At 71.8% G+C, this 24090-nt stretch carries 23 protein-coding genes; 11 read left to right on the top strand and 12 right to left on the bottom strand.

Features of this window, described 5'->3' with window-relative positions; all coding sequences use genetic code 11:
- Positions 1–27: 27 nt before the first annotated feature.
- On the bottom strand, positions 28–1500 hold the full coding sequence (locus tag ACQEVM_RS31500; RefSeq protein WP_433084628.1) for a glycoside hydrolase family 26 protein: 1473 nt from the start codon (positions 1498–1500) through the stop codon (positions 28–30).
- 149 nt (positions 1501–1649) lie between these two features.
- Here ACQEVM_RS31500 and ACQEVM_RS31495 point away from each other — a divergent pair, with 149 nt between their 5' ends.
- From ACQEVM_RS31495 to ACQEVM_RS31470, 6 genes are all read left to right on the top strand, one after another.
- A complete protein-coding gene (locus tag ACQEVM_RS31495; RefSeq protein ID WP_433084626.1) occupies positions 1650–2834 on the top strand; it encodes an ATP-grasp domain-containing protein in 1185 nt (394 codons plus the stop codon).
- Positions 2831–3256 (top strand): hypothetical protein, encoded by a 426-nt coding sequence (locus ACQEVM_RS31490; RefSeq protein WP_433084624.1) that lies wholly within the window; start codon positions 2831–2833, stop codon positions 3254–3256. Before ACQEVM_RS31495 ends, ACQEVM_RS31490 begins: the two co-directional genes overlap by 4 nt.
- 85 nt (positions 3257–3341) lie before the next feature.
- Complete coding sequence (locus tag ACQEVM_RS31485) at positions 3342–4607, top strand: NAD(P)-binding domain-containing protein (RefSeq protein ID WP_433085500.1); 1266 nt, start codon at positions 3342–3344, stop codon at positions 4605–4607.
- Positions 4608–4619: 12 nt separating this feature from the next.
- Positions 4620–4871, top strand: a complete 252-nt coding sequence (locus tag ACQEVM_RS31480; protein ID WP_433084622.1) for a hypothetical protein — start codon at positions 4620–4622, stop codon at positions 4869–4871.
- Between the two features lie 12 nt (positions 4872–4883).
- Positions 4884–6974, top strand: a complete 2091-nt coding sequence (locus tag ACQEVM_RS31475; RefSeq protein ID WP_433084620.1) for a SpoIIE family protein phosphatase — start codon at positions 4884–4886, stop codon at positions 6972–6974.
- Positions 6975–7044: 70 nt separating this feature from the next.
- Positions 7045–7212 carry a hypothetical protein gene (locus ACQEVM_RS31470; protein ID WP_199826548.1) on the top strand — a complete coding sequence of 56 codons (168 nt, stop codon included), beginning with the start codon at positions 7045–7047 and terminating at the stop codon, positions 7210–7212.
- Positions 7213–7343: 131 nt separating this feature from the next.
- Here ACQEVM_RS31470 and ACQEVM_RS31465 read toward each other — a convergent pair whose 3' ends face one another.
- Complete coding sequence (locus tag ACQEVM_RS31465; protein WP_433084618.1) at positions 7344–7781, bottom strand: DUF6299 family protein; 438 nt, start codon at positions 7779–7781, stop codon at positions 7344–7346.
- A gap of 174 nt (positions 7782–7955) precedes the next feature.
- On the opposite strand from ACQEVM_RS31465, the gene ACQEVM_RS31460 reads away from it, so the two are divergent.
- Entirely contained in the window at positions 7956–8567 is a 612-nt protein-coding gene (locus ACQEVM_RS31460) for a DUF4352 domain-containing protein (protein ID WP_433084616.1), read from the top strand.
- A 56-nt stretch (positions 8568–8623) separates the two neighbouring features.
- Positions 8624–9118 carry a DUF5949 family protein gene (locus tag ACQEVM_RS31455; protein WP_433084614.1) on the top strand — a complete coding sequence of 165 codons (495 nt, stop codon included), beginning with the start codon at positions 8624–8626 and terminating at the stop codon, positions 9116–9118.
- Between the two features lie 161 nt (positions 9119–9279).
- On the opposite strand, the gene ACQEVM_RS31450 is transcribed toward ACQEVM_RS31455, so the two are convergent.
- Together ACQEVM_RS31450 and ACQEVM_RS31445 are read right to left on the bottom strand one after the other, a co-directional pair.
- Positions 9280–10533, bottom strand: a complete 1254-nt coding sequence (locus ACQEVM_RS31450) for a cytochrome P450 (RefSeq protein WP_433084612.1) — start codon at positions 10531–10533, stop codon at positions 9280–9282.
- A 54-nt stretch (positions 10534–10587) separates the two neighbouring features.
- Positions 10588–11742 carry a low temperature requirement protein A gene (locus tag ACQEVM_RS31445; RefSeq protein ID WP_433084610.1) on the bottom strand — a complete coding sequence of 385 codons (1155 nt, stop codon included), beginning with the start codon at positions 11740–11742 and terminating at the stop codon, positions 10588–10590.
- 382 nt (positions 11743–12124) lie between these two features.
- Here ACQEVM_RS31445 and ACQEVM_RS31440 point away from each other — a divergent pair, with 382 nt between their 5' ends.
- Positions 12125–12361 (top strand): hypothetical protein, encoded by a 237-nt coding sequence (locus ACQEVM_RS31440; RefSeq protein ID WP_433084608.1) that lies wholly within the window; start codon positions 12125–12127, stop codon positions 12359–12361.
- Between the two features lie 10 nt (positions 12362–12371).
- On the opposite strand, the gene mscL is transcribed toward ACQEVM_RS31440, so the two are convergent.
- The 7 genes from mscL to ACQEVM_RS31405 all read right to left on the bottom strand — a co-directional run bounded on the left by mscL (position 12372) and on the right by ACQEVM_RS31405 (position 19342).
- Positions 12372–12974, bottom strand: a complete 603-nt coding sequence (mscL, locus tag ACQEVM_RS31435) for a large conductance mechanosensitive channel protein MscL (protein WP_433084606.1) — start codon at positions 12972–12974, stop codon at positions 12372–12374.
- A 123-nt stretch (positions 12975–13097) separates the two neighbouring features.
- The gene (locus tag ACQEVM_RS31430) at positions 13098–13607 is read right to left on the bottom strand and encodes a hypothetical protein (protein WP_433084604.1); all 510 of its coding nucleotides are present in this window, start codon (positions 13605–13607) and stop codon (positions 13098–13100) included.
- 168 nt (positions 13608–13775) lie between these two features.
- The gene (locus ACQEVM_RS31425; protein WP_433084602.1) at positions 13776–14333 is read right to left on the bottom strand and encodes a carboxymuconolactone decarboxylase family protein; all 558 of its coding nucleotides are present in this window, start codon (positions 14331–14333) and stop codon (positions 13776–13778) included.
- A 382-nt stretch (positions 14334–14715) separates the two neighbouring features.
- Complete coding sequence (locus ACQEVM_RS31420; RefSeq protein WP_433084600.1) at positions 14716–15549, bottom strand: S-methyl-5'-thioadenosine phosphorylase; 834 nt, start codon at positions 15547–15549, stop codon at positions 14716–14718.
- Positions 15550–15626: 77 nt separating this feature from the next.
- Positions 15627–15929 carry an FmdB family zinc ribbon protein gene (locus ACQEVM_RS31415; RefSeq protein ID WP_433084598.1) on the bottom strand — a complete coding sequence of 101 codons (303 nt, stop codon included), beginning with the start codon at positions 15927–15929 and terminating at the stop codon, positions 15627–15629.
- A 107-nt stretch (positions 15930–16036) separates the two neighbouring features.
- Positions 16037–17443, bottom strand: coding sequence for an MFS transporter (locus tag ACQEVM_RS31410; RefSeq protein WP_433084596.1), 1407 nt, complete (start codon positions 17441–17443; stop codon positions 16037–16039).
- A 441-nt stretch (positions 17444–17884) separates the two neighbouring features.
- Positions 17885–19342, bottom strand: a complete 1458-nt coding sequence (locus tag ACQEVM_RS31405; RefSeq protein ID WP_433084594.1) for a potassium/proton antiporter — start codon at positions 19340–19342, stop codon at positions 17885–17887.
- A 286-nt stretch (positions 19343–19628) separates the two neighbouring features.
- Between ACQEVM_RS31405 and ACQEVM_RS31400 the strand changes: the two genes are divergently transcribed.
- Complete coding sequence (locus tag ACQEVM_RS31400) at positions 19629–22448, top strand: penicillin acylase family protein (RefSeq protein ID WP_433084592.1); 2820 nt, start codon at positions 19629–19631, stop codon at positions 22446–22448.
- Positions 22449–22458: 10 nt separating this feature from the next.
- On the opposite strand, the gene ACQEVM_RS31395 is transcribed toward ACQEVM_RS31400, so the two are convergent.
- Positions 22459–23091 (bottom strand): 5-formyltetrahydrofolate cyclo-ligase, encoded by a 633-nt coding sequence (locus tag ACQEVM_RS31395; RefSeq protein ID WP_433084590.1) that lies wholly within the window; start codon positions 23089–23091, stop codon positions 22459–22461.
- A gap of 95 nt (positions 23092–23186) precedes the next feature.
- On the opposite strand from ACQEVM_RS31395, the gene galU reads away from it, so the two are divergent.
- Positions 23187–24089, top strand: coding sequence for a UTP--glucose-1-phosphate uridylyltransferase GalU (galU, locus tag ACQEVM_RS31390; protein WP_433084588.1), 903 nt, complete (start codon positions 23187–23189; stop codon positions 24087–24089).
- The last annotated feature ends 1 nt before the right edge of the window (position 24090 follow it).

Raw genomic sequence — 24090 nt, 5'->3', positions numbered from 1 at the left:
CGACCTCGCCCGGGCGGGCCCGTTCGCCTAGAAGGGCCAGAGCCAGCCCTTGCGCCAGTCGAGTTTGACGCAGACCGCCTGGTTGCCGACGAGCTTGGACAGCCACTCCCCGAAGTTGAGCGGCACGCACCACTGCGTGTTGTTGACGGGCTGCGTCGGCGTCGTCGGTTCGGCCGGCTTGGGCGTGGCGGCGGGTACGGACGGGCTCGGCGCCGCCGGGCTGGGTGCGACCGGGCTGGGGGCCGCGGGGGAGGGGACGGCCGGGGAGGGCTCCACGACGGGAACCTCCGGGGACGGGCTCACCGGCGCCTCGACGGAGGGCTCCGCGGACGGCTCGGCGGGGACGTCCACCGGCGGGACGACCGGCGGGACGACCGGCGGGACGACCGGCGGCACCGACGGCACCTGGGGGGTGGGGATCTGCGGGGTCGGCACCTGGGGGGTGGGGACGACCGGGGTCGGGACCACGGGCGTGGGGATCACCGGCGTCGGGATCACCGGCGTCGGGATGACCGGGCCGGGCTTCTGCGGGGTGAGGGCCTCCTTGAACACCTTCGAGGCCTGGGGGTTCTGCTTGCACTGCCAGACGCCGTGCGGGCAGTAGTCCGTGATGGTGTGATAGAGCGGTTTGTGCTGCTCGATCCACTTGAGCATGCGCCGCACGTACTCCGGATTGTCCCCGCGCCGGTACAGGCCCCACTCCGGGTACGAGATCCGCTTGCCGTGTGCCTTCGCGAAGTCCACGTGCTGTTGGAGGCCGTACGGCTGCGAGATCTGGTCGTCGAAGTCCTGCCCGGGGCCCTGGTCGTACGAGTCCATTCCGATGATGTCCACCACGTCGTCGCCCGGGTAGCACTTGGTCCAGCCGATCGCGTCGGTACCCCGGTTCGGTGCGAAGTCGAACGTGAACTTCTGGCCGGGCACGGACCGCATCGCGGCGACGGCGCGCTTCCAGTACCGCTTCCAGTTCTCCGGGTCGGGCCCGCAGCGGTGCGTGTACGTGGTGCCGTTCATCTCCCAGCCCAGGACGATGACGGTGTCCGGCACGCCCAGCTCCACCAGCCGTTCGGCCAGCCGCTTGAAGTGACGGTCGTACTCGCCCTGCGCGCCCGCCCTGATCAGCTGGGCCACCTGGCGGTCGGGAACCCGCTCCTCGTTGCGCTCCTGCATGGGCACGTTGAGGACGAACATCCGGTCGTCCTGCTCCTGGCGCCACTCGGCCCAGTCCGCGAGGAAACTCACGTTGCCCTCGATGCCGGCCCACCGGTCACCGGGGAGATAGGTGTGCCCGACCCGGATCTCCTTGCCGCCCAGCCAGTTCGACAGGTACGGGATCCGGGCCACCCCCGGCGGCCCGTAGTCGAGATACGCGCCCATGGCGATGTCGGAGCCCTTGGGTGCTTCCTCGTCGGGCGCCGCGAGCGCGGCGCCGGTGGCCAACAGTCCGGCCGTGACCGTGCCGACGCAGGTGCTCGCCAGTCGGCGGCGTGGTGTGGGCATGGCGTCTCCCGAGCTTCCCGAACCGGTGTGCTTGCCAACGACGTTAGGCATCACATCCGACGAATGGCCTGTCCGGTGACCGCTGCATAGGCCATTCGCAGGCGCACACCACCCCCGCTTGGTCCGACTAGGTGAAAGACACCGTTTTCATGCACGCGTTCGCCAACCATGTGCCCGCCGTTCTGCTCCGACTCGACCGCAACCCGTTCCACCACGGAACCCTCGGCGCCGTCAGATCCCTTGGGCGCAAGGGCGTGGAGGTCCATGTCGTCGTCGAGGCCGGGGGAGGCCCGGTGCGGCGCTCGCGGTATCTGCGCGCCGTGCATCCCGGGCCGGTCGGCGGGCTCGACCCCGAGACCCCGCAAGCCTTGCTGGACTGCCTGCTCACCGTGTCCGAGCGGATCGGGCGCCCCGCGGTGCTCGTCGCGATGGACGACCTCAGCGCCATCGCGGTCGCCAGGATCGCCCCGGCGCTCGACGAGCGGTACCGGATCCCCCATCAGCCGGACGGACTGCCCGCGCGGGTGGCCGACAAGGCCGAACTGTCGCGGCTGTGCGCGCGGTGGGACATCCCGCACCCGGAGACGGTGATCCCGGCGAGCGGGGCCGAGGCGTCCGAGGCCGCCTGGCGGTTGGGGCTGCCGGTGGTGGCGAAGTGGAGCCGGCCGTGGCTGCTTCCGGCGGGCGAGGGGCTGCGGAGCACCACGCTGCTGCACAGCGCGGCCGAGGCGCGACGCCTGTACGAACGCTCGGCGCGGGCGGGCAGCCGGCTGCTGCTCCAGCGGTTCCTGCCGGCCGGTCAGGACACCGACTGGTTCTTCCACGGGGCCTTCGCGCGGGGCGGGCATCCGCTGCTCGTGGGGTCCGGGCGCAAGGAACTGTCCTGGCCGGTACGGACGGGACTGACGGCCGTCGGCCGGTGGCTGCCGGACCCCGCGGTGGAGGAGGCGGGGCTGCGGATCGCCGAACGCCTCGGCTACCAGGGGATCCTGGACCTCGACTTCCGTCGTGACGAGCGGGGCTGCTTCCGGCTGGTGGACTTCAACCCGCGTCCCGGGGCCCAGTTCCGGCTGTTCACGGACACGGGCGGACTGGACGTGGTCCAGGCGATGTACCTGGACCTGACGGGGCAACGGGTACCGACCCCCTCGGGCGGGCCGGGCCGGGTGTTCGTCGCGGAGAACTACGCGCTGCTGGCGGCGGTGCGCGGACGCCGGCTGCCGCTCGCCCCGCGGCCGGCCCGGGGGCGGCGCCTCGTCCGCACCCGGCCCGGAACCCGGTCCCGGGGCCCGGCGCGGCCCCGGCCACCGGCGGCCCCCGGGACGGGGTCGTGATCCCGGACCCGGCGCGGCCGGACCGGCCCGGCCGGGCGGCGGAACACCGGGTGGGCCACGGCCCCGCGGCCCCGGGCCGGGGTGACGGCGCGGGGCCCGAGCCCGCCGCGACCGGGCCGGCCACCGCCGGGCCGGCGCGGGCCGCGCCGAGGGACCGGCGCGCCGAGGTGGAGGCGGCCTGGTTCGCCTCGGACGACGTGATGCCGTTCGTCGCGATGGTCACCGCCTTCCTGGGCCGGGGCTTCGGCAAGGGGGCCCGGGTCCTGCGCGGCTTCCCCGAGCAGGGCCGCCGTACCGCGCGGGCCGTGGTGCGCGCCCCCCGTCAACGCGGTCGGGAACAGGCGTCCGAGGGCGCCGGCGGACCCGCCGCGCGCCCCGCCCCGCCGGAGGCGGCCGAACCGGACGAGCTGGTGAGCCGGTGACACGCCTCATCCGGTGACCACCCCGCCCCGGGCGGGCCCGCCCGGGGCGGTCGGCCATGACAGTGGAGGGACAGCGATGACACGAATGGACGACCTCGTCGTGGTCGGCGCGGGGCCGTACGGGCTGTCGATCGCCGCGCACGCCGCGGCGGCCGGACTCCGCGTACGGGTGCTGGGGCGGCCCATGGCGTCCTGGCGGGACCACATGCCCGAGGGGATGTACCTGAAGTCGGAGCCCTGGTCATCCAACCTGTCCGCGCCCGGCGGACGGCACACCCTCGCCGACTACTGCGCCGGCCAGGGCGTGCGGGCCGAGCACGGCGGACCGCTTCCGATCGGCACCTTCAGCGCGTACGGGCTCTGGTTCGCCGGGAGGGCCGCGCCCGAGGTGGAGGAGGTGACGGTCACGGAGCTGACCCCGCAGGGGGGCGGCTTCCGGATCAGGACCGCGCAGGGGCCTCCGCTGTTCGCCCGTACCGTCGCCCTGGCGGTGGGGGTGATGCCCTTCGTGAACTTCCCCGCCGTACTGCGGGACCTGCCGCCCGCCCACTACTCGCACAGCAGCGGTCACCGCGACCTGGCACGCTTCGCCGGCCGGGAGGTCGCGGTGCTCGGGGCCGGGCAGGCGGCCCTGGAAACCGCGGCCCTGCTGGCGGAGGCCGGGGCGCGACCGTGTCTGGTGGCCCGGCGGCCCCGGCTGAACTGGAACACCGTCCCGCAGCCCCTGGAACGATCCCCGCTGCGGGCCCTGCGCGACCCGCACAGCGGACTGGGCACCGGATGGCGCAGTTGGGTGTGGTCGGAACTGCCGTGGGCGGTGCGCCGGCTGCCCGCGGCGACCCGGGAACGCATCGTCGCCACGGCGCTGGGGCCGGCCGGCGCCTGGTGGCTGCGGGACCGCTTCGAACAGCGGGTACCGGTGCTGCTCGGCCACCACCTGCACGGCGCGGTCGCGGAGGGCGACCGCACCCGACTCCAGCTGACCTCCGCGACCGGGGAGTCCGTCGTCCTGGACACCTCGCACGTCATCTCGGCCACCGGATTCGCCCCCGACCTGCGCCGACTGGAACTCCTCGACGTCGGGCTGCGGACCGCGCTGCGCACCGTGGGCGGCGGCGGAACGCCCGAGCTGAGCGCGGGCTTCGAGTCGTCGTGGCCCGGGCTGTTCTTCGCGGGTCTGCTGACGGCTCCCTCATTCGGCCCTTCCATGCGATTCGTGCACGGTGCGGGCTTCACGGCGGGGAGACTGGTGAAGGGAGTCCTGGGGAGGCTCGGCGCCCGGGGTCGACTGCCGGGTTCCGCCCCCGGCGACCGGCTCGACCGGGCCGCCGCCGGGTACCCCGAGACGTAGCCGCGGTGAGACGTGTACACGGTGAGAGGGGTCGCGATGGGCGCGGAGCGGACACAGGGCGGCCGTGGCTGGGTACGCATCCCCGCCAGCCGTGCGGAACAGCCGCCGGGCCGGCCCAAGGGCGGAACCTACGGCCCCGGTGACCAGTCGACGATCTACCTCTCCCTGCTGAAGCGCTGGCGAGAGGCCGGACGCACCCTTCCGGGGCATCCTGACGAAGAGTGGGAGCGGCTGATCTCCCAGCCGTGCTGGCCCGGCCGTTAGGTGGTGTGACGCGTGGCAGCGGCGGAGCGACCCGACAGACCCGCGCCGGACGGCGGCAGGCCCGTGACCGGAGCCGGGGAACGGCTCGCGCTGAACGGCATGGGCAGCTACGACTGGGACCTCGTGGCGGGGACCGTGTCGCTCGACGAGGCGGGCCTGGTCGTCTTCGACCTGGAGCCGGAGGAGTTCGACCACACCCCCGAGGGCCTGGGGCTGCGGATTCCGGCCGATGACAGCGCGCGGCTCGCGGACACCGTGGTCGGGGTGCTGGACAGCGGTGAGGAGACGTACGGCTCCTACTTCACGGTGCGCCGGCGCACCGGCCGCGACCAGTGGACCCACATCCAGGGGAGGGTGCTGCGCGCTCCCGACGGCCGGCCCCTGAGGATCGTCGGCATCGTCCGGGACGCGACGGCCGAACTGGCCCACCTCACGGTGCTGCGGAAGCTGGAGTCGGCCCGCGCCCAGCAGGCCACCATCGTGCAGCGGACCACCGAGGCCCTGTCGCGGGCCGTGACCGTGGACGACGTGACGGCCACCCTGACGGGCACGGGAGCCCTGGAACGGCTCGGCGCGGACGGGCTGGCCCTCGGGCTCGTCGAGAACGGCGCCATCAAGATCATCGCGTTGAGCGGGGAGTCCCTGGACATCCTCAACGAGCGCAGGTTCACCCGGCTGGACGGTTCGCTGCCGCTGTCGCAGGCGGTCCTCAGCCGCAAGGCCCGGTTCGTCACCTCGCTGGCCGAGCTTGCCGCCGAGTTCCCGATGTTCACGGACTACCTGAACCGGATCCACTACGACGCGGCCGCCTACCTGCCGCTGATCGCGCAGGCCAAGGCCATCGGCGGACTGGTCCTCTTCTACAAACGCCTCAGCGAGTTCAGCCCCGAGGAACGCAACCTCTGCCTGGGCCTGGCCGGCATCGTGGCCCAGTCGCTCCAACGGGCCCTGCTCTTCGACCAGGAACGGGAATTCGCCACCGGTCTCCAGGCATCGATGCTGCCGCGCCGGATCCCCGAGATCACCGGTGGCGAGATCGCGGTCCGCTACCACGCCGCCTGGAGCGGGCGCGAGGTCGGCGGCGACTGGTACGACGTGATCGCCCTGCCCCGCGACCGGGTCGGCATCGTCGTGGGCGACGTACAGGGCCACGACACCCACGCCGCCGCCATCATGGGCCAACTGCGGATCGCCCTGCGCGCCTACGCGGGGGAGGGGCACCCGCCGTCCACCGTGCTGGCCCGGGCCTCCCGCTTCCTCGCCGAACTCGACACCGAACGCTTCGCGACCTGCATGTACGCGCAGGTGGACCTGGAGACCGGAGGAGTACGGGCCGTCCGCGCGGGCCACCTCGGACCGCTGATCCGACACACGGACGGCCGAACGGGCTGGCCCAACGTTCGCGGCGGCCTGCCCCTGGGACTCGCCTCGATCTTCGAGCGGGAGGAGTTCCCCGAGACCCGACTGGACCTGGTGCCCGGCGAGACCCTCGTGCTGTGCACCGACGGGCTCGTGGAGGAACCGGGCACCGCCATCACCCAGGGCATGGAGGCACTGGCCCACGCCGTTCGCAGCGGCCCCCAGGAGGCCGGGGCGCTCGCCGACCACCTCTCCGACCGGCTCTGGGAGCGCTGGGGCTCAGGCGACGACGTGGCACTGCTGGTGCTGCGCCGGGCTCCCGACCCGGGCACGCACCGGGCGCCCCGCATCCACCAGTACATCCACCAGGCCGACCCCGAGGGCCTCTCGGAGGCCCGCTACGCCCTGCGGCAGGCCCTGCGCGACTGGGGCATGGCGGAACTCGCCGACGACGTGGAGCTGGCAGCGGGAGAACTGCTGGTCAACGCCCTGCTGCACACGGACGGCGGAGCGGTGTTGACCATGGAGGTGCTGCCGGAACCGGTGCGGCGGATCCGGCTGTGGGTCAAGGACCGCTCCAGCGTGTGGCCCCGCCGGCGCACCCCGGGGGAGTCGGCCACCACGGGACGCGGGCTGCTGCTGGTGGACGCGCTGGCCACGCACTGGGGGGTGGAGTCCCGGGGCGACGGAAAGGCCGTCTGGTGCGAGTTCGACGCCGGTGGCGCGCGGAGAGCCGTGGAGTGACCGGGCGGTCACCCCGAGTTGTGGCCTGCCGGAGGGGGCGCGATGATGCCGCCATGGAACGGATTCTGCTGTGCGCCGCCTGAACAGGGGCGCGATGACGGGCATCCTGGCCCTGCTCCTGCTGGCCGCCGGGGTGCCGAAGGCAGTGGACTGGACGACGGGGCGTCCGCACTCGGACCCCGGGTGTCAGACGGTGGCGTTCATGTCGATGACCGGTGTCGCGCCGGAGTGCCGTTGACGCCCAGATCCTTTCGCGGCCGACGACCGGGACTCCGGTCCCGGCTGGTGACGGCGGGGGCCCGGTAGCGGCCGTCGACGGCGAGGATCCGGTAGCGGCGGCTACCGGACCGGTCGGCGTCGGCGCCGGGATCACCGGTGGTCGAACACCTCGATGTTCTTGCCGTCCTCGGCGAGCGTGTCGATCGAACGCGGCATCAGCCCGGAGAAGTGGACCTCCTGAAGCTGCGCCACGGCCTCGGCGCGACCGGCGTGCAGGCCCGGCGTGAAGCGCACGGAGCCGCGCGCCTCCCAGCGGTGCCGCTCGCCGTCACAGCGGGCGTCGCCGGCGGCGACGGTGAGGCGCAGACCCTCCTGAACGACGGTCGCCTTGACCTGAACCGCCCCTCTGGGCGACGAGCCCTCGCAGAGGTAGGTACCGGAAAGGGTGACGGAGCCGTCCTCGGTGATGTGGGCGTAAGGCTGTACGGAAATCTCCTGGTTGAAAACAGTGGCGTTCGCCGGAGTGGTGAATACCGAGGCGGCGGCCAGCGCGGAGAGCGCCGCGAGAGAAATTCGGCGGCCGGACATGACCATTTTTCCTCCAGTGGGAAGCGGATGGCGGGATGCTGCCGGAAGCATTCTGCTGGCAGACGGCGGGCAACTCGCTCCCTGCGCCCGTGTCGGTGTGTGCAATTGCCCGCTCGGGCGCGTGAAACTGACCGGAATACGTCCCCGCCCCGAAGATCCCCGAAGGGATCCCGCATGCGTCAGCCCGCTTCCGTCCTCGCCGCAGCAGCCCTCCTGCCCCTCCTGCTCATGGGCGCCACCGCCTGCCAGAGCGTGCCCGAAGGGGCCGCCGTGGCCCCCGCGGCGGTCCCCGCCGTCCCCGTGGACGACGGGGCGCCGGGAGCCGCCGGCGACCCGGCCGCACCGGGCCCGGCGGCGGTGCGGGCGACCGCGAAGGATGCCCGTGTGGGTGACTCCGTACGGGTGCGGGGCCGCCAGGTGGGGCAGCACCTCCAGGTCGAGCTCAACGCGTTCGTGGACCCGGCCGTCAGTGTCGAGAAGAACTTCGCACCGACCGCCGGGAAGCGCTGGGTGGCCGCCTCCGTGTCGTTCGTCAACGTGGGGGGAGCCTCGTACGGGGCTCTCGGAAGCATGTGGGCGTACGACGGCGCGGGGCAGCGCCACCCCGTGGTGCCCACCGGTGAACTGACAACCGGCAAACCCCTCGTCTTCGATTCCCTGGAGGTCGGTGAGCGGGCCGAGGGATGGGTGGTGTTCGAAATCCCGGAAAGCGCGCGCATCGTGCGGCTCCAGTACCAGGACGCGAACATGCAGACGAATTCCGGAGGGGGATTCTGGGCCGTATAGCCCGCTCGGGTGAAAGGCCGCGAGGGGGTGGTCGGCAGGCCACTAAGGTGCGGCGCATGACTTCCACCCAAGCCGAAATTGACCGGTCCCAGCTCGGCACCCTTTCCGTGCTCGCCTGGATCGGTGACCCCTCCGAGGGGCACGACATCCCGTACCTCCTCGCCTACACCCTGGGCGACGGCCCGGGCGGCAAGGAAGCGGGCGAGGCTGCCGCCCGAGGTCTCCTGGAGGAGATCGGCCTGCCGATCGGGGACGTGGTCATGGACGGGACCCTCAAGGCGGCCACCTTCCCGGTGAAGATCCTGCTCGCCGACCACCAGATCGCGCTGACCCTGCCCGGGCTCAACGCCACCTGCACCGCCCCGCCGGAGTGGGTCGCCGCCGCCCACGAGAGCGGCCAGGCCTACTTCCTGTTCGCCACCCGCGCCTGGCCCGAGGCCGTTCCCGGGCAGCCCGTCTCCGCGGACGTGCTCCAGGCCTTCGCGGGCGACGAGGAAGTGCTGACCAGCAGCGCCCACTGCGTGCTCACGGTGCAGAGCCTGCGCGGCTGACACGGCCCCGGCGCCACCGCCCGCGCTCCGGCCGCCGGGCTCCCAGCCTGCCCGGTGGCCGGTCTGCCCGGCCGCTGCTCGCGGCAGCCGGTCCCGATGGCCCTCACCGATGGCCCTTACCGATGGCCCTTACCGGTGGCCGGTCCCGACAGCCGGTCGCGTCACGGCTGTTCGAAGGCGAAGCGGAGCGAACGCACCCGGTTGTCGAAGTTCGATCCCGCCAGATCCGGCAGGCCCACCGCGCGCAGCCCGACCGGCCGGGTCAGCAGCTCGCGGAAGAGCGACCTCATCTCCACCCGGGCCAGATGCGCGCCCAGGCAGAAGTGCGGACCACCACCCCCGAACCCCAGGTGCGGATTGGGCGAGCGGGTGATGTCGAAGGCGTCGGGGTCGGGGAAGACCGCCTCGTCGCGGTTGGCGGAGGCGTAGTACAGCACCACCTTGTCGCCCGGCGTGAACAGGTGCCCGCCGAGGGCGTGTTCGGCCACCACCGTGCGACGGAACTGGATGATCGGCGTCGAGTGGCGGATCATCTCGTCCACGGCGCCGTCCGCGTACGCCTCGAAGTCCGACAGCAGCAGATCGCGTTGGTCCGGGAAATCGGTCAGCAGCGTCAGCCCGTGCGTGATCGCGTTCCGGGTCGTCTCCACGCCGGCCACCATCAACAGCGAGAAGAACGCACCGAGCTGCCGGGCGCCCAGGGCCTGACCGTCCACGTTCGCACAGACCAGCGCCGAGATGAGGTCGTCGGTCGGATTCCTGCGCCGCTCCCGCCCGATGCCCGCGACCATCCGCTGCATCCGGGCCAGCGCGCGCAACCCGCGCCCCGGCATCCGCAGCCGGGCGGCGAGGCCCCGCTCCACGCCGATGTGTTCGGACGCGTGGTTGACCCGGTCCGCGATCTCGGCCCGGTAGGCCTCCGGGATGCCCATCATGTTGCAGATGACCTCCAGCGGCAGCCGGGAAGCCACCGCCGAGACGAACTCGTCGGGCCGCTCGTCCAGCACGTCGTCCACGATCCTGGCCGCCACCGCGTGGATGTCCTCCTCGGCCGCGGCCAACAGCCTCGGGGTGAAGGCCCGCTGCACGACCTTGCGCAACCGCGCGTGGTCGGGGCCGTCCAGGTTGACCATCGAGTCCCCGAACAACGCCCGTACCCAACGGGGCGGCTCCGGGGTCGTGACCCCGGGCGCGCTCGCGAACACCTTGGGCAGCCGGCTCGCCTCCTGCACGTCCGCGTGCCGCACCAGGGCCCAGTGGCCCCGATCCCGGCCCTCGGGCACGTACACCGGGGAATCGAGCGCCCGCAGCCGGGCGAAAGCCGCCAGCCGAGCCTGCGGGGGTGACTGCCAGAAGGCCGGATCGGCCAGCTCGGCCCCCGGTCGGTCTTCGTACCGCTGTGTCGGGACCGTCATGCCCGCACCTTCTTCCTTCTCGTCGGCAGCACGCCGAATCGCCCCCGACCGTCTTCACGCACCAGAACGCGCCCGCTCGGCCAAGGTCACGCCCGCGGCCACCGTGGCGGCCGCCACCAGACCGATCCACAGCACCGCGTGCTCGCCGGTCCAGGCGCACGCGAGAACGGCCAGGGCCGAGATCGGGAGCACCGCCTGCTGGGCCATGCCGCGCTTGAAGTGACGGGAGTGCAGGAACCACACGAAGAGCAGGAACAGCGCCGCCGGGACGGCCACCGCGAGGTTCGCCGCCAGGTCGGATACGTGCGCCTTGCCCACCGCCTGCTCGATCGCCACCTCGATGCCGGCGCCGATCGCCGCCGCCGACGCCAGGATCACGAAGTGCCCGTAACCCCACGGGATGGCATCGCGGTTGGTGCGCAGCCCCTCGTGCACGGGGACCGCGAAATAGATCCACCAGGCGGCGAAGACCAGCAGCAGACCTCCCGCCGCGATCGGCAGCAACTCGCCCAGTGCCTCGTGCTCGTCGATCGCCGACTGCACGGCGACCGTGCTGGCGGCGATGGTCTCGCCGAGCACGATGATCGTGAACAGGCCGTACCGCTCCGCGATGTGGTGCGGATGCCACGGCGTCTGGTGACCGTGCTCCGCGATGACCGGCACCGCCAACTCCGCCACCACCAGGACCAGGAACAGCCACTGCCGGGTGCTCTCGGGGGCCAGGAGCAGCGCCGTCCACCCCGCCTGGCAGATGAGCAGCCCCACCGCGTAGGTGATCGCGCAGCGGCGGGCCGGACCGCGCTCCCCGGCGGCAGCCCGCAGCCACTGGAAGGTCAGCGCGATGCGCATCACCAGATAGCCGATGACCGCGACGGTCCAGTCGTTGTCGTTGAAGGCGCGCGGGATCCCGGCCGAGTACACGAGCACCCCGGAGATCTGCACCAAGGTCGCGATCCGGTACGGGATGTCGTCGACGTCGTAGGCGGACGCGAACCAGGTGAAGTTCATCCAGGCCCACCACACCCCGAAGAACACGAAGAGGTAGCCGGTGATGCCGCTGCCCACGTGCCCCTCGGCCAGGGCGTGGACGAGTTGGCGGCCCGCCTGTGCCACGCCGACCACGAAGCAAAGGTCGAAGAAGAGCTCCAGGGGAGTCGCGGCACGGTGGCTCTCGTCCCGGCTCCGGGCGGTCATCGGTACGTACGTCATACGGCCCAGCACAGCAGCCGGTCGTGGGTCGGCAGGCGAGGCGCGCGGCCCGCGGCGTCCGCGTACCCCGGGCGGACTCGTCGGGGGACCTCGCGCGCCGGGGTTCGCCGGGCGGGGCTTCGATGTGCGGGGCCTCGGCGCCCCGCGCCTCGACGGGCGAGGCCTCGACGACCCGGCCCGGCCCCGGGCATCGCCGCCCACGGTTTCTTCCACATCCCCGGGGTGTTCGCGGCGATGGCGGTGATCAACGCGCTGCGGCTGTTCATCGGCTCCGACGCCACCTGCCTCGCCGTGTGCCGGCGGTTCTACGCCCGCAAGGGCGCGGAAGCCCCCGGCCGAGCGGGGCCGGAGGCGGGCGCCGGGGCGGCCGTACCCTGGAGCCATGAGCACCGCTCCCGACTCCGACCCGCAGGACGCACACCACGCGCCCGTGTCCGCGCCCGATCCCGCCGCCCCCGCGGCCAAGCCGAAGCCGAAGGCCAGGATCGACTTCGACGACCCGCTGGACCGGCAGTCCTCGGACGACACCGACCGGGGATGGGGCGAGCGCCCCCCCACCGGCGGAAGCGCGGCCGACCTGGCCCGCTTCCTCGACGAGAAGCCCCCGCACCACGTGTGAGCGGGCCGGCTCAGAGCGAGCCGTCGCGCCCCTGCCCGTAGCCGGGACCCTGCCCGTAACCGGAGCCCTGACCGTAGCCGGGGCCCTGGCCGTATCCCGGGCCCTGCGCGTAGCCCTGGCCCTGGGCCGGTCCGCGGCCGTCGACCGCGCCGGACACGGACGCCGTGCGCTGTGCCACCAGCGTGTCCCGGATCTCCTTGAGAACCACCAGCTCGGTGATCTCCATGGTCTCCTGCACGCCTTCCCTGGCCTTGCGGCGCTGCTCGACCTTGGCCAGGTACTTCGCCATCGGCAGCACCATCAGGAAGTAGACGACGGCCGCGGTGATCAGGAAGGTCAGCGTGGCGTTCAGTACGGAACCCCACTGGATGATCACGCCGGTGGGCTCGCCCTTGGCGTTGACCCCACAGTCCTTCAAGCACGAGGAGTAGACGTCCAGGTTCTGCGTGCCGACGGCACCGACCAGCGGGCTGATGATCCCCTTCACGATGGAGTTCACGATGTTCGTGAACGCCGCGCCGATGACCACGGCCACCGCGAGGTCGACCACGTTGCCGCGCATCAGGAAGGCCTTGAAGCCTGCCAGGACGCTCTCCTTCTTCGGTTCGCTCACCACTGAGCCTCTCTTCACATCTAAAGAACACGGAGCCAACGGTTCCGAAAGCTACGGCAGTCCGGGGCCGCCGTGTCCAATCGGTCCCCTCCCGGAGGGGACCTGCCTGGGCGCGTGTGCGATTCAGCACAGCGTCACCGCCAGGCGTGACACACTGCCCACCCCCACGAGGTCCCGCGCGGTATCCCGGGGCACGGACAGGACCACCAGCGCCCCGCCGTCCCCGACACCCTGCTCGGGCTCGGGCACTTCGGCAACTCGGGCCGCCACCGCCACCACCCGGGGCGGTCCCGCCCGCTCCGCGGCCACCACGTCCACCCGGTCCCCGGGACGCAACAGCCGCACGGTCGCCGCGTCCGCGATGCGCACGGGGGCCGACACCATCCGCACCACCGCGGGCGGTGGCTTCGCCTGGGGCGGCGCACCGCCCCGGGAGGCCCGCGCCTCCGTCCCGCCGACCGTCAACAGGGCCGCCACGACGGTCAGTCCGGCCGCTGCGGCCCGCCGTCGGCGTCGAAGGGCACGCCGCAGTCGGTCCCCGCCCCGCCCCACGCGGAGCGGCGGGAAGAGGGGGACGGGACGTGCGGGGGGACACGGGGAGGGGAGGGGAAGTCGGGAAGCAGTCCTGGACATGTTGAACACCGCCGAATCGCTCGTGCGCCGATGTCCGGGCCGACACCCGGACACCCCTCACGATCCACCGCCCCGCCCGTCTCCGCCCGGGCCTGTGGACGATCCCCAGGTTGTGGACAACCGCGCCACCCCCACGGGGGACCGCTCATGCGCACGGGCGCGCATGCTTCAGCCCGCGTTCGGGTTCCGGCAGGTCTCCGCGAATCCCTGGCTGGTCAGCCCGAAGGCGCTGTTGACGCGCGAGCGCCAGTTCTCCAGCGCGACCATCGCGGTGAGTTCCACGAAGGCGGCCTCGCCGAGACGGGCGATCAGCTCGGCGGCCAGTGCGTCCGTGACGGTCGGCTCGGTCTCGGTCATGGCCTCGGCGTACTCCATGACCAGCAGTTCCGGCTCGGTGAAGACGTCACGGGCCTCGCGCCACCGCGGCACGTTCCGGGCCTTCTCCGGGCACAGGCCCTTCTCGTGCCCCTCCCAGTAGCCGAAGTCCACGCACCACGAGCAGTTGACGCGGGCCGCCGCCGCCATCACGGCGAGGTGCTTCAACTGCCCTTCGAGGGACTGCCACTTCGCCACCTGCCGTTCGAGGCGGACGTACGCGAGGAGGACACGGGCGTTGTGCCCGTACGCGAGGCCGGGCGCGAGGACCTTGCCGTAGGTGCGGCGGGCGTACCGGGCGCCGAGGCGGTTGAGAAGGGTGCGGGGCGGGGTGAGCGAGATGCGCGGCACGGTGGTCGCCTCCTGTACGGGCCGGCCCCGATGGCCCGCCCTCCACAGCTCTGACCGGACAGCCCCGCGGAACGTGACACCGCGCCTCCCGGGAACCCCACCGCGTCCGCCGGAGCGTCCGCCCGGCGAATCCGTGCCCGGCGAACGCCGACGGTCCGCGTCCGCCGGAGCGTCGCCCACGAACGCCGACGATCCCCGCCCGGCGAACCCCCGCACCCGGACCTCTCCGGGACCGCCCCGGCCCCGGCCCCCGGCCGCGTCAGCCACGGCGTCCAAGGCGGCCACGGCCTCCTAGGCGGCGCGGACGCCCGCCACGTCGCCCGAGGCGCCCGAGGCGGCGACGTCGAACGTTCGCCACGTCGGCCCGCGTCGCCCAAGGCGGCTACGGCAGTTCGATGCCCAGGTCCCAGCCGTCGTGCGCGTGCGTGCACAGGCAGGCGCGGGACTCCGTCGGGGGCAGGGCCGCCACCGCGTCGAAGAGCACCTCGCGCAGGCGGCCGACGTTCTCGCCGAACACCTTGAGGACCTCGGTGTGGGACACGCCCTCGCCCGTCTCGGCGCCCGCGTCCAGGTCGGTGACCAGGGCCATGGAGGTGTAGCAGAGCCCCAGCTCACGGGCGAGGACCGCCTCCGGGTGGCCCGTCATGCCGACCACCGACCAGCCCGCGGCGGCGTGCCAGCGCGACTCGGCCCGCGTCGAGAACCGCGGCCCCTCGATGACGACCATGGTGCCGCCGTCCACGGGCTCCCAGTCCCGGCCGCGGGCCGCGGCCAGGGCCACGTCGCGACCGACGGGGCAGTAGGGGTCGGCGAAGGTGGTGTGCACGACGTTCGGGACGCTGCCGTCGGGCAGCGGCTCCCCGTCGAAGAAGGTCTGGGCGCGGGACTTCGTACGGTCGACCAGTTGGTCGGGAACGAGCAGCGTGCCCGGGCCGTACTCGGCCCGCAGGCCGCCCACCGCGCAGGGCCCGAGCACCTGGCGGACGCCGACCGAGCGCAGGGCCCACAGGTTCGCCCGGTAGTTGATCTTGTGCGGGGGCACGGTGTGGCTGCGTCCGTGGCGCGGCAGGAAGGCCACCGACCGGCCGGCCAGCTCGCCCAGGTACAGGGAGTCGCTGGGAGGCCCGTACGGGGTCTCGACCTGCACCTCCGTGACGTCCTCCAGGAAGGAGTAGAAGCCCGATCCGCCGATGACACCGATCTCTGCATTCGCCATGCGGTCAGCCTAACCGGGCATGCGTGAGGCCCCGCTGCCCGGAGAGGGCGGCGGGGCCTCACGAAAGACTGACGGGATCAGGCAGCCGAGGTGGAGCTGCCGGTTCCGGACGTCGAGGACGACGAGGCGGCCGGGGCGGCAGCCGTCGAGGTCGTGGACGACGTGGACGCCGGCTTCGAGGCAGGGGTGCTGCTCGACGACGAGCCGCGGCTGTCGTTCCGGTAGAAGCCGGAGCCCTTGAAGACGATGCCGACCGCGGAGAACACCTTCTTCAGGCGTCCGTCGCAGTTCGGGCACACGGTCAGTGCGTCATCGGTGAACTTCTGCACGGCCTCAAGGCCCTCACCGCACTCGGTGCACTGGTACTGGTAGGTCGGCACGAATTTCCTCCTGGCACTCTGACTCAATGAGTGCTAACGACGCTCCATGGTGACGTATTCCGGCCGATCAGTCCACCGTCCTCGGCGCGCGGTGACCCAGGCCACGCTCAGACGGTGGTCAGATCACGCTGCCGGCCCCGCCGGGCGGCGGTGCCCGTGACGTTCTCCTCGGCGGTCGCGGAAGCGGTCTCCGGGGTGGTGTCCGGGGCGGCCTCGGCGGCGTTTTCCGGGGCGTCGCCCGCGTCGGCCTCCGTGGCGCTCTCGTGGGTGGACGAGGCGTTCACGATCCGGCTCGGTGCCTGCGGCGCGAGCTTGGAGCGCAGGGCCAGCAGGGTGACCAGCGCGAGGGCGGTGGCCGCCAGCGGTACCAGGAAGCCGTACGAGGAACCGTGCGCGTCGGTCAGTCGGCCGGCGACGATCACCGCGATGGCCTGACCGAAGGCGACCGCGCCGGTGAGCCAGGTGAAGGCCTCGGTGCGGGCGTTCGCCGGGATCAGCGACTCGACCATGGTGTAACCGGTGATCAGGGCCGGGGCGATGCACAGTCCGACGAACAGGCCGAGTGCGGCCAGCAGGACCGTCGAGTCGGCGGTCCACAGCAGGGACGCGAAGGCGGTCAGGCCGATGTAGCCGAACAGCAGCCGGCGGCGCGGGCCGATCTTCCAGGCGATGGCGCCGCAGGCGATGCCGGCGATCATGTTGCCCGCGGCGAAGACGCCGTACAGGAGACCGTTGGCGCCGGGGTTGCCGATCTCGTTGGAGAAGGCGGCCAGGGAGACCTGCATGCCGCCGAAGACGGCGCCGATCCCGAGGAAGGCGACGATCAGGACGCGCAGGCCGGGGGAGGTCAGGGCCGAGACGCGCTTGGCCTCGCCGGTGGCCTGGACGTGTGCCGGGGGCTGGGTCCGGCGCTGCGCGGCGAACAGCAGCCCGCCGAGGAGGCTCAGGGCGGCCTCGGTGATCAGACCGGCGGCGGGGTGGATGCCGGTGCACAGGGCGGTCGCGAGGACCGGGCCGACGACGAAGGTGAACTCGTCGGTGACGGACTCGAACGCGGCGGCCGTCGGCAGCAGCGGGGAGCCCTCCAGCTTCGCGGCCCAGCGGGCCCGGACCATCGGGCCGACCTGCGGCACCGAGGCGCCGGCGGGGATCGCGGCGGCGGCGAGCGCCCAGAGCGGCGCGCCGGCCAGGGCCAGCGCGGCCAGGCCGGTCACGGCGGCGGAGTGGATCAGTACGACCGGCAGCAGTACGGCGCTCTGGCCGCGGCGGTCGGTGAGGTTGCCCATCACGGGGGCGCACAGCGCCATGGAGATGCCGGTGACGGCGGCGACGATGCCGGCGTTGGCGTAGGAGCCGGTGGTGTGCTGGACGAGCAGCAGGATGCTGATGGTCAGCATGCCGAACGGCAGTCGGGCGGCGAAGCCCGGAAGAAGGAAGCCGAGGGCGCCGGGAGTGCGCAGGAGCTGTCCGTAGCCGGGGCGGGCGGACGTGTCGGTCGTGACCGCGGATGTCACGGCCTGGCCTTTCCGCTGCCTGGTAGAACTCCCCGACTGCGGACGATGCATCACCTTGTGAGCGAATCGCACCCGTACATGTGGGAGCCCCGAGAGCTGTCCTCTTGCGCAGAACCGAGTGATACCTGGGCGCCCACTGCGGGAGGGTGCCACGGCCGCTTTGCGGTCGCGCCAGCTCTGCGTCAGGCAGAGTTGGTTCGATGTGGTGTGCCTTCATCGTACAGGGACATTCCCTATCACGCCCTGTGATTGCGACGACAGGCGATAGCTTCACCTGGGATTAACTGGAACTTCGCATTCCAGAACCCTTGAATATGGGGATTTGGAGGGGCATACTCCCCCGAAAATGGCCGAATTAGAACGTCGCTCTAATGCCGGTCGCGCGTGAAGCGTTCACTTCGGAGCCGCTCGAACGAACCCCCTCGCGCTCTCGTGTCGCATTCACGCGTGCCCCTCGCCCGTGCCGAGCCAGCCCGCGAGCTTGCCGCCCCGCGCCACCGCGCGCAGCCGCGCCTCCGCCGCGTCCCGCACCGGATCCGTGGCCACCACCAGCAGCTCGTCCCCGCGCCGCAGCACGGTGGAGGGCGCCGGTACGAAGCTCTTCGCGTCCCGGACCACCAGCGTCACCGAGGCCCCCGCCGGCAGGCGCAGTTCACTGACCTCCACGCCGTGCATCCGCGAGGCCGGCGGGATCGCGAAGGACAGCAGGTGTCCGCGCAGCTTCTCCAGCGGCGCCGACTCGATGCCCAGGTCGGCGGCGCTCTCGTCGGTGTCCCCGAGGTTCAGCTTGCGCGCGAGCCAGGGCAGGGTCGGCCCCTGCACCAGCGTGTAGACGACGACGAGCACGAAGACGATGTTGAAGACCCGATCGCTGCCCTCGATCCCGGAGACCATGGGGATGGTCGCCAGGATGATGGGCACGGCGCCGCGCAGGCCCGCCCACGACATCAGGGCCTGTTCCTGCCAGGGGAGGCGGAACGGCAGGAGGGAGACGAAGACCTCCAGCGGGCGCGCGACCATCGTCAGCACCAGCCCGATGATCACCGCGGGCCAGAAGTCGTGGATCAGTTCGTGCGGGGTGACCAGCAGGCCGAGCAGCACGAACATGCCGATCTGCGCGATCCAGCCGAGTCCGTCGGCGAACCCGCGGGTGGCGGGCCAGTGCGGCAGCTTCGCGTTCCCGAGCACCATGGCGGCGAGGTACACCGCGAGGAAGCCGGAGCCGTGCGCCATGGCGCCGGCCGCGTACGCGGTGATGGCGATGGCCATCACGGCGATCGGGTAGAGGCCCGAGGCGGGGAGCGCCACGTGCCGCAGTCCGTACGAGCCGAGGAAGCCGACCGCCAGGCCGATCGCGGCTCCGATCGCCAGCTCCAGCGCGATCTTCCCGATCAGCAGGTACCAGGGGTCCACGGGTCCGACGGTCGCGAAGGCGACGACCAGGATGACCACGGGTGCGTCGTTGAAGCCGGACTCCGCCTCCAGCACACCCGTGATCCGCGAGGGGAGCGGGACCTTGCGCAGTACGGAGAAGACGGCGGCGGCGTCCGTCGAGGAGACCACGGCGCCGATGAGGAGGGCCTGCCGCCATTCGAGCCCGACGAGGTAGTGCGCCCCGGCCGCGGTGACGCCGACGCTGATCGCGACGCCCACCAATGACAGTGAGATCGCTGCCGGCAAGGCCGGTTTGATCTCTTTCCACTTGGTGCCCAGACCACCCTCGGCGAGGATCACGACGAGCGCGGCATAGCCGATGACCTGGGTCAGTTCGGCGTTGTCGAAGACGACGTTGCCGATCCCGTCCTGGCCTATCGCGATGCCTATGCCGAGGTAGATGAGCAGGCTGGGGAGGCCGCTGCGTGAAGAGATGCGCACCGCCGCGACGGCGACGAGCAGCACGAGCGAGCAGACCAGCAGGAGCTCATTGAGCGTGTGGACAGTCAGCGGGCGGCCCTTTCCTCAGAGCGCCCGCGGATCGACGGATCGTTCCTCCCGGGGCGCGTCCGGCAAGTACTTCGTTACCTTACCTAATCTTTGACGATTCCTTGACGCGATAGTCACATTGTGAAACGCCGTGACGGCCCTGTCCTCAGCAGCTCGACCCCTGGCGGATCATCGGACCCGGTCCTGCGCCTATGGTTGCTCCCAGCACTCCCAGGACCACCCTGCCCCTCTAAGGACAGCGATGCCCGCCAACGAAACCGGCCCTTCCGTCAAGAAGAAGGGACGACGCGCACGTCTGATCGTGCTCGTCATGGTCCTGGCGCTCTTGGCGGGCCTCGGCTACGGGGCTTACTGGAGCGTCGACAGCGTGCGCGCCTCCTTCCCCCAGACCACCGGCTCCCTGAAGGTCCCCGGCCTGATCGGGACCGTCGACGTCAAGCGTGACGAGCACGGGATCCCGCAGCTCTACGCCGACAGCGACGAGGACCTCTTCCGCGCCCAGGGATTCGTCCACGCGCAGGACCGCTTCTGGGAGATGGACGTCCGCCGTCACATGACGTCCGGGCGACTCTCCGAGATGTTCGGCTCCGGCCAGGTCGAGACCGACGCCTTCCTGCGCACCCTCGGCTGGCGCCAGGTCGCGCAGGCCGAGTACGACACCAAGCTCTCACCGGAGACGAAGAAGTACCTCCAGGCCTACGCCGACGGTGTCAACACGTACCTGAAGGGGAAGTCCGGCAAGAGCCTGTCCGTCGAGCACGCCGCCCTCAAGCTCAGCGACGACTACGCGCCCGAGCAGTGGACCCCGGTCGACTCGGTGGCCTGGCTCAAGGCCATGGCCTGGGACCTGCGCGGCAACATGCAGGACGAGATCGACCGCTCGCTGATGTCGGGCAAGCTCTCGCCGCAGCAGATCAACGACCTCTACCCGGCGTACCCCTTCGACCGGAACAAGCCGATCGTCGAGGGCGGCGCGGTCACGGGCGGCAAGTACGTCCCGCAGGGGCAGTCGGGCAACGGCAACGGCAACGGCAACGGCGTGGGCTTCGGCTCGCAGGCCTCCGTGAACCCGGGCACCACCACCGGCCTCGCCGACGACACCACCGCCCAGGGCGCGAGCGTCGGCCTGCGCACCGGGCTGACCTCCCTCGCCAAGACCCTCGACGAGATCCCGGCCATCCTCGGCCCCAACGGCAGCGGCATCGGCTCCAACTCCTGGGTCATCGCCGGCAAGTACACGACCACCGGCAAGCCGCTGCTGGCGAACGACCCGCACCTCTCCCCGCAGCTGCCCTCGGTCTGGTACCAGATGGGCCTGCACTGCCGCGCGGCCTCGCCCCGGTGCCAGTACGACGTCGCCGGCTACACCTTCTCGGGCATGCCCGGCGTGGTCATCGGCCACAACGCCGACATCGCCTGGGGCATGACCAACCTCGGGGCGGACGTCACCGACCTCTACCTGGAGCAGGTCAAGCCCGAGGGCTACCTCTACGGCGACAAGATCGTCCCCTTCGTCACCCGCGAGGAGACGATCAAGATCGCCGGCGGCGGCGAGAAGAAGATCACGGTCCGCACCACGAACAACGGGCCGCTGGTCTCCGACCGCAGCGACGACCTCGCCGGCGTCGGCACCCGCGCCCCGGTGGCCGGCTCCGCCCCCGACCGCGGCGACGGCTACGCCGTCGCCCTGCGCTGGACGGCGCTGGACCCGGGCAAGTCGATGGACGCGGTCTTCAAGATCAACCGGGCCAAGGACTTCAACAGCTTCCGCGCCGCGGCCCGCGACTTCGAGGTCCCCTCGCAGAACCTGATCTACGCCGACAACAAGGGCGCCAACGGCAACATCGGCTACCAGGCCCCCGGCCGCGTACCGATCCGCACCACGGGCGACGGCCGCATGCCGGCTCCCGGCTGGGACCCGAAGTACGCCTGGAAGGGCGGCAAGGACGGCAACGCGGGCTACATCCCGCAGGACGAGATGCCGTGGGCCCTGAACCCGGCCCGCGGCTACATCGTCACCGCCAACCAGGCGGTCGTCGAGAGCGGCACCGGCGCGGGCAAGTACCCGCACGTGCTCACCACCGACTGGGGATACGGCGCCCGCAGCCAGCGGATCAACGACCTCATCGAGGCGAAGACCAAGGACAACGGCAAGATCTCCACCGATGACATGCGGACCATGCAGATGGACAACAGCAGCGAGATCGCCGCGCTGCTGACCCCGATGCTGGCCAAGATCCAGATCTCCGACCCGGACGTGCGCTCCGCGCAGAAGCTGCTGGACGGCTGGAACTACACCCAGGAGCCCGACTCGGCGGCGGCCGCGTACTTCAACGCGGTCTGGCGCAACATCCTCAAGCTGTCCTTCGGCGACAAGATGCCGAAGGAGCTGCGGGTCGAGGGCAGCTGCATGAACGTCCGCGCGGAGAGCACCGGCCCCGTCGACGACCTCGCCGAGACGGTCCGCGAGTGCGGTACGCGCGGCCCCGACTCGGCGCAGCCCGACGGCGGCGACCGCTGGTTCGAGGTGGTCCGGCGCCTGGTCAAGGACGAGAAGTCGGCCTGGTGGCAGGCGCCCGCCGCGCGCAACAAGCCGGCCACCAAGACCCGCGACGAGCTGTTCGCGCGGGCCATGAAGGACGCCCGCTGGGAGCTGACCGCCAAGCTCGGCAAGGACCAGTCCACCTGGAGCTGGGGCCGCATGCACCAGCTGACGCTGAAGAACCAGACCATCGGCACCGAGGGCCCGGGCTACCTGCAGTGGCTGCTGAACCGGGGCCCCTGGAACCTGGGCGGCGGCGAGGCCACCGTCAACGCCACCGGCTGGAACGCCTCCAGTGGCTACGGGGTGACCTGGGTGCCGTCGATGCGGATGGTCGTGAACCTCAACGACCTGGACAAGTCCCGCTGGATCAACCTGACCGGCGCCTCGGGGCACGCGTACCACTCCCACTACACCGACCAGACGACGATGTGGGCCAAGGGCGAGCTGCTGGAGTGGCCCTTCGGCAAGGCGGCCGTCGACAAGGCCACGGTCGACACGCTCACGCTGAAGCCCTGAGCGGCACGGCTCAGAAACGGATCACCCCCGACGGGGTGACCACCGCCTGAACGGGGTGGTCGTGCGGTTCCTCCGGGACCCGCGCGACCACCTCTTCGTCGTGGAGGAGCACGACGAGCGCGGGACGCGCCCCGGCCCGCTCCAGCCGTTCCAGCACCCGGTCGTACGAGCCTCCTCCGCGGCCCAGGCGCATGCCGCGCCGGTCCACGGCCAGCCCCGGCAGCAGGACGGCGTCGGCCCCGGTGACCGCGTCGGGGCCGAGCGGCGGCCCGGCCGGTTCCCACAGCCGCATCTTCCCCGGGTGCGCGGCCTCGGCGAGGCTGTCGGGGCCTTCGTACACCGCCCAGTCGAGGTCGTTGTCGGGGAGCAGCAGGGGCAGCAGGACCCGCTTGCCGGCGGCCCGGAGCGTGTCGAGCAGTTCCCTCGTGCCGGGCTCGCCGCCGACGGAGACGTAGGCGGCGACCGTGCGGGCGTCGGCGAGTTCGGGCAGTTCGAGGGCGGTGCGGGAGAGCGCGAGGGCCGCCGCGCGACGGGCCTCGGGGGACAGGGAGCGGCGGGCGGCGAGGAGTTCACGACGCAGAGTGGCCTTCTCGGCCACCGGGGTCGCCGGGTTTCGGGAGGGCTGTGACGGCTTCTCTACCACGGCTGACTCAACTATCCTTTCAAACCATCCGATAAGCGGTCTTATTTGTCGGAATCTGTCCTGGTGGTTCTACAGGACCCACTATCGTTCTGCCCATGACTCAGTCGCACCCCGTGATCAAGAAGGCCGTCATCCCGGCCGCGGGCCTCGGCACTCGGTTCCTTCCGGCGACCAAGGCGACCCCCAAGGAAATGCTTCCGGTCGTCGACAAGCCGGCGATCCAGTACGTCGTCGAGGAGGCCGTCTCCGCCGGCCTGGACGACGTACTCATGATCACAGGACGCAACAAGCGCGCCCTCGAAGACCATTTCGACCGGAACTACGAGCTGGAATCGGCCCTCATCGCCAAGGGTGACGACGACCGCCTCAAGAAGGTCCAGGAGTCCAGCGACCTCGCGACCATGCACTACGTGCGCCAGGGCGACCCGCGCGGACTCGGGCACGCCGTGCTCTGCGCCGAGCCCCACGTGGGCCGCGAGCCCTTCGCCGTCCTGCTCGGCGACGACCTCATCGACCCCCGCGACCCGCTGCTGCGCCGCATGGTCGACATCCACGCCGAGACCGGCGGCACCGTCGTCGCCCTCATGGAGGTCGACCCCGCCAGCGTCCACCTCTACGGCTGCGCCGCCGTCGCGCCGACCGAGGACCCCGACGTCGTACGGGTGACCGGACTCGTGGAGAAGCCGGACGCGGCGGACGCACCCAGCAATTACGCGGTCATCGGACGCTATGTCCTCAACCCGGCGATCTTCGGCATACTGCGGGAGACCGAGCCGGGCCGCGGCGGGGAGATCCAGCTCACCGACGCCCTGCAGAAGCTGGCCGCCGACGAGAGCGTGGGCGGCCCGGTGCACGGCGTGGTCTTCCGCGGCCGCCGCTACGACACCGGGGACCGCGGGGACTACCTGCGGGCCATCGTCCGTCTCGCGTGCGAGCGTGAGGACCTGGGCCCGGAGTTCCGCACCTGGCTTCACCGTTACGTCACGGAGGAGATGTAGC

The organism is Streptomyces sp. CA-243310 (assembly GCF_050936775.1).
Lineage (GTDB): Bacteria > Actinomycetota > Actinomycetes > Streptomycetales > Streptomycetaceae > Streptomyces.
This window is presented reverse-complemented; position numbering and strand designations above follow the sequence as displayed.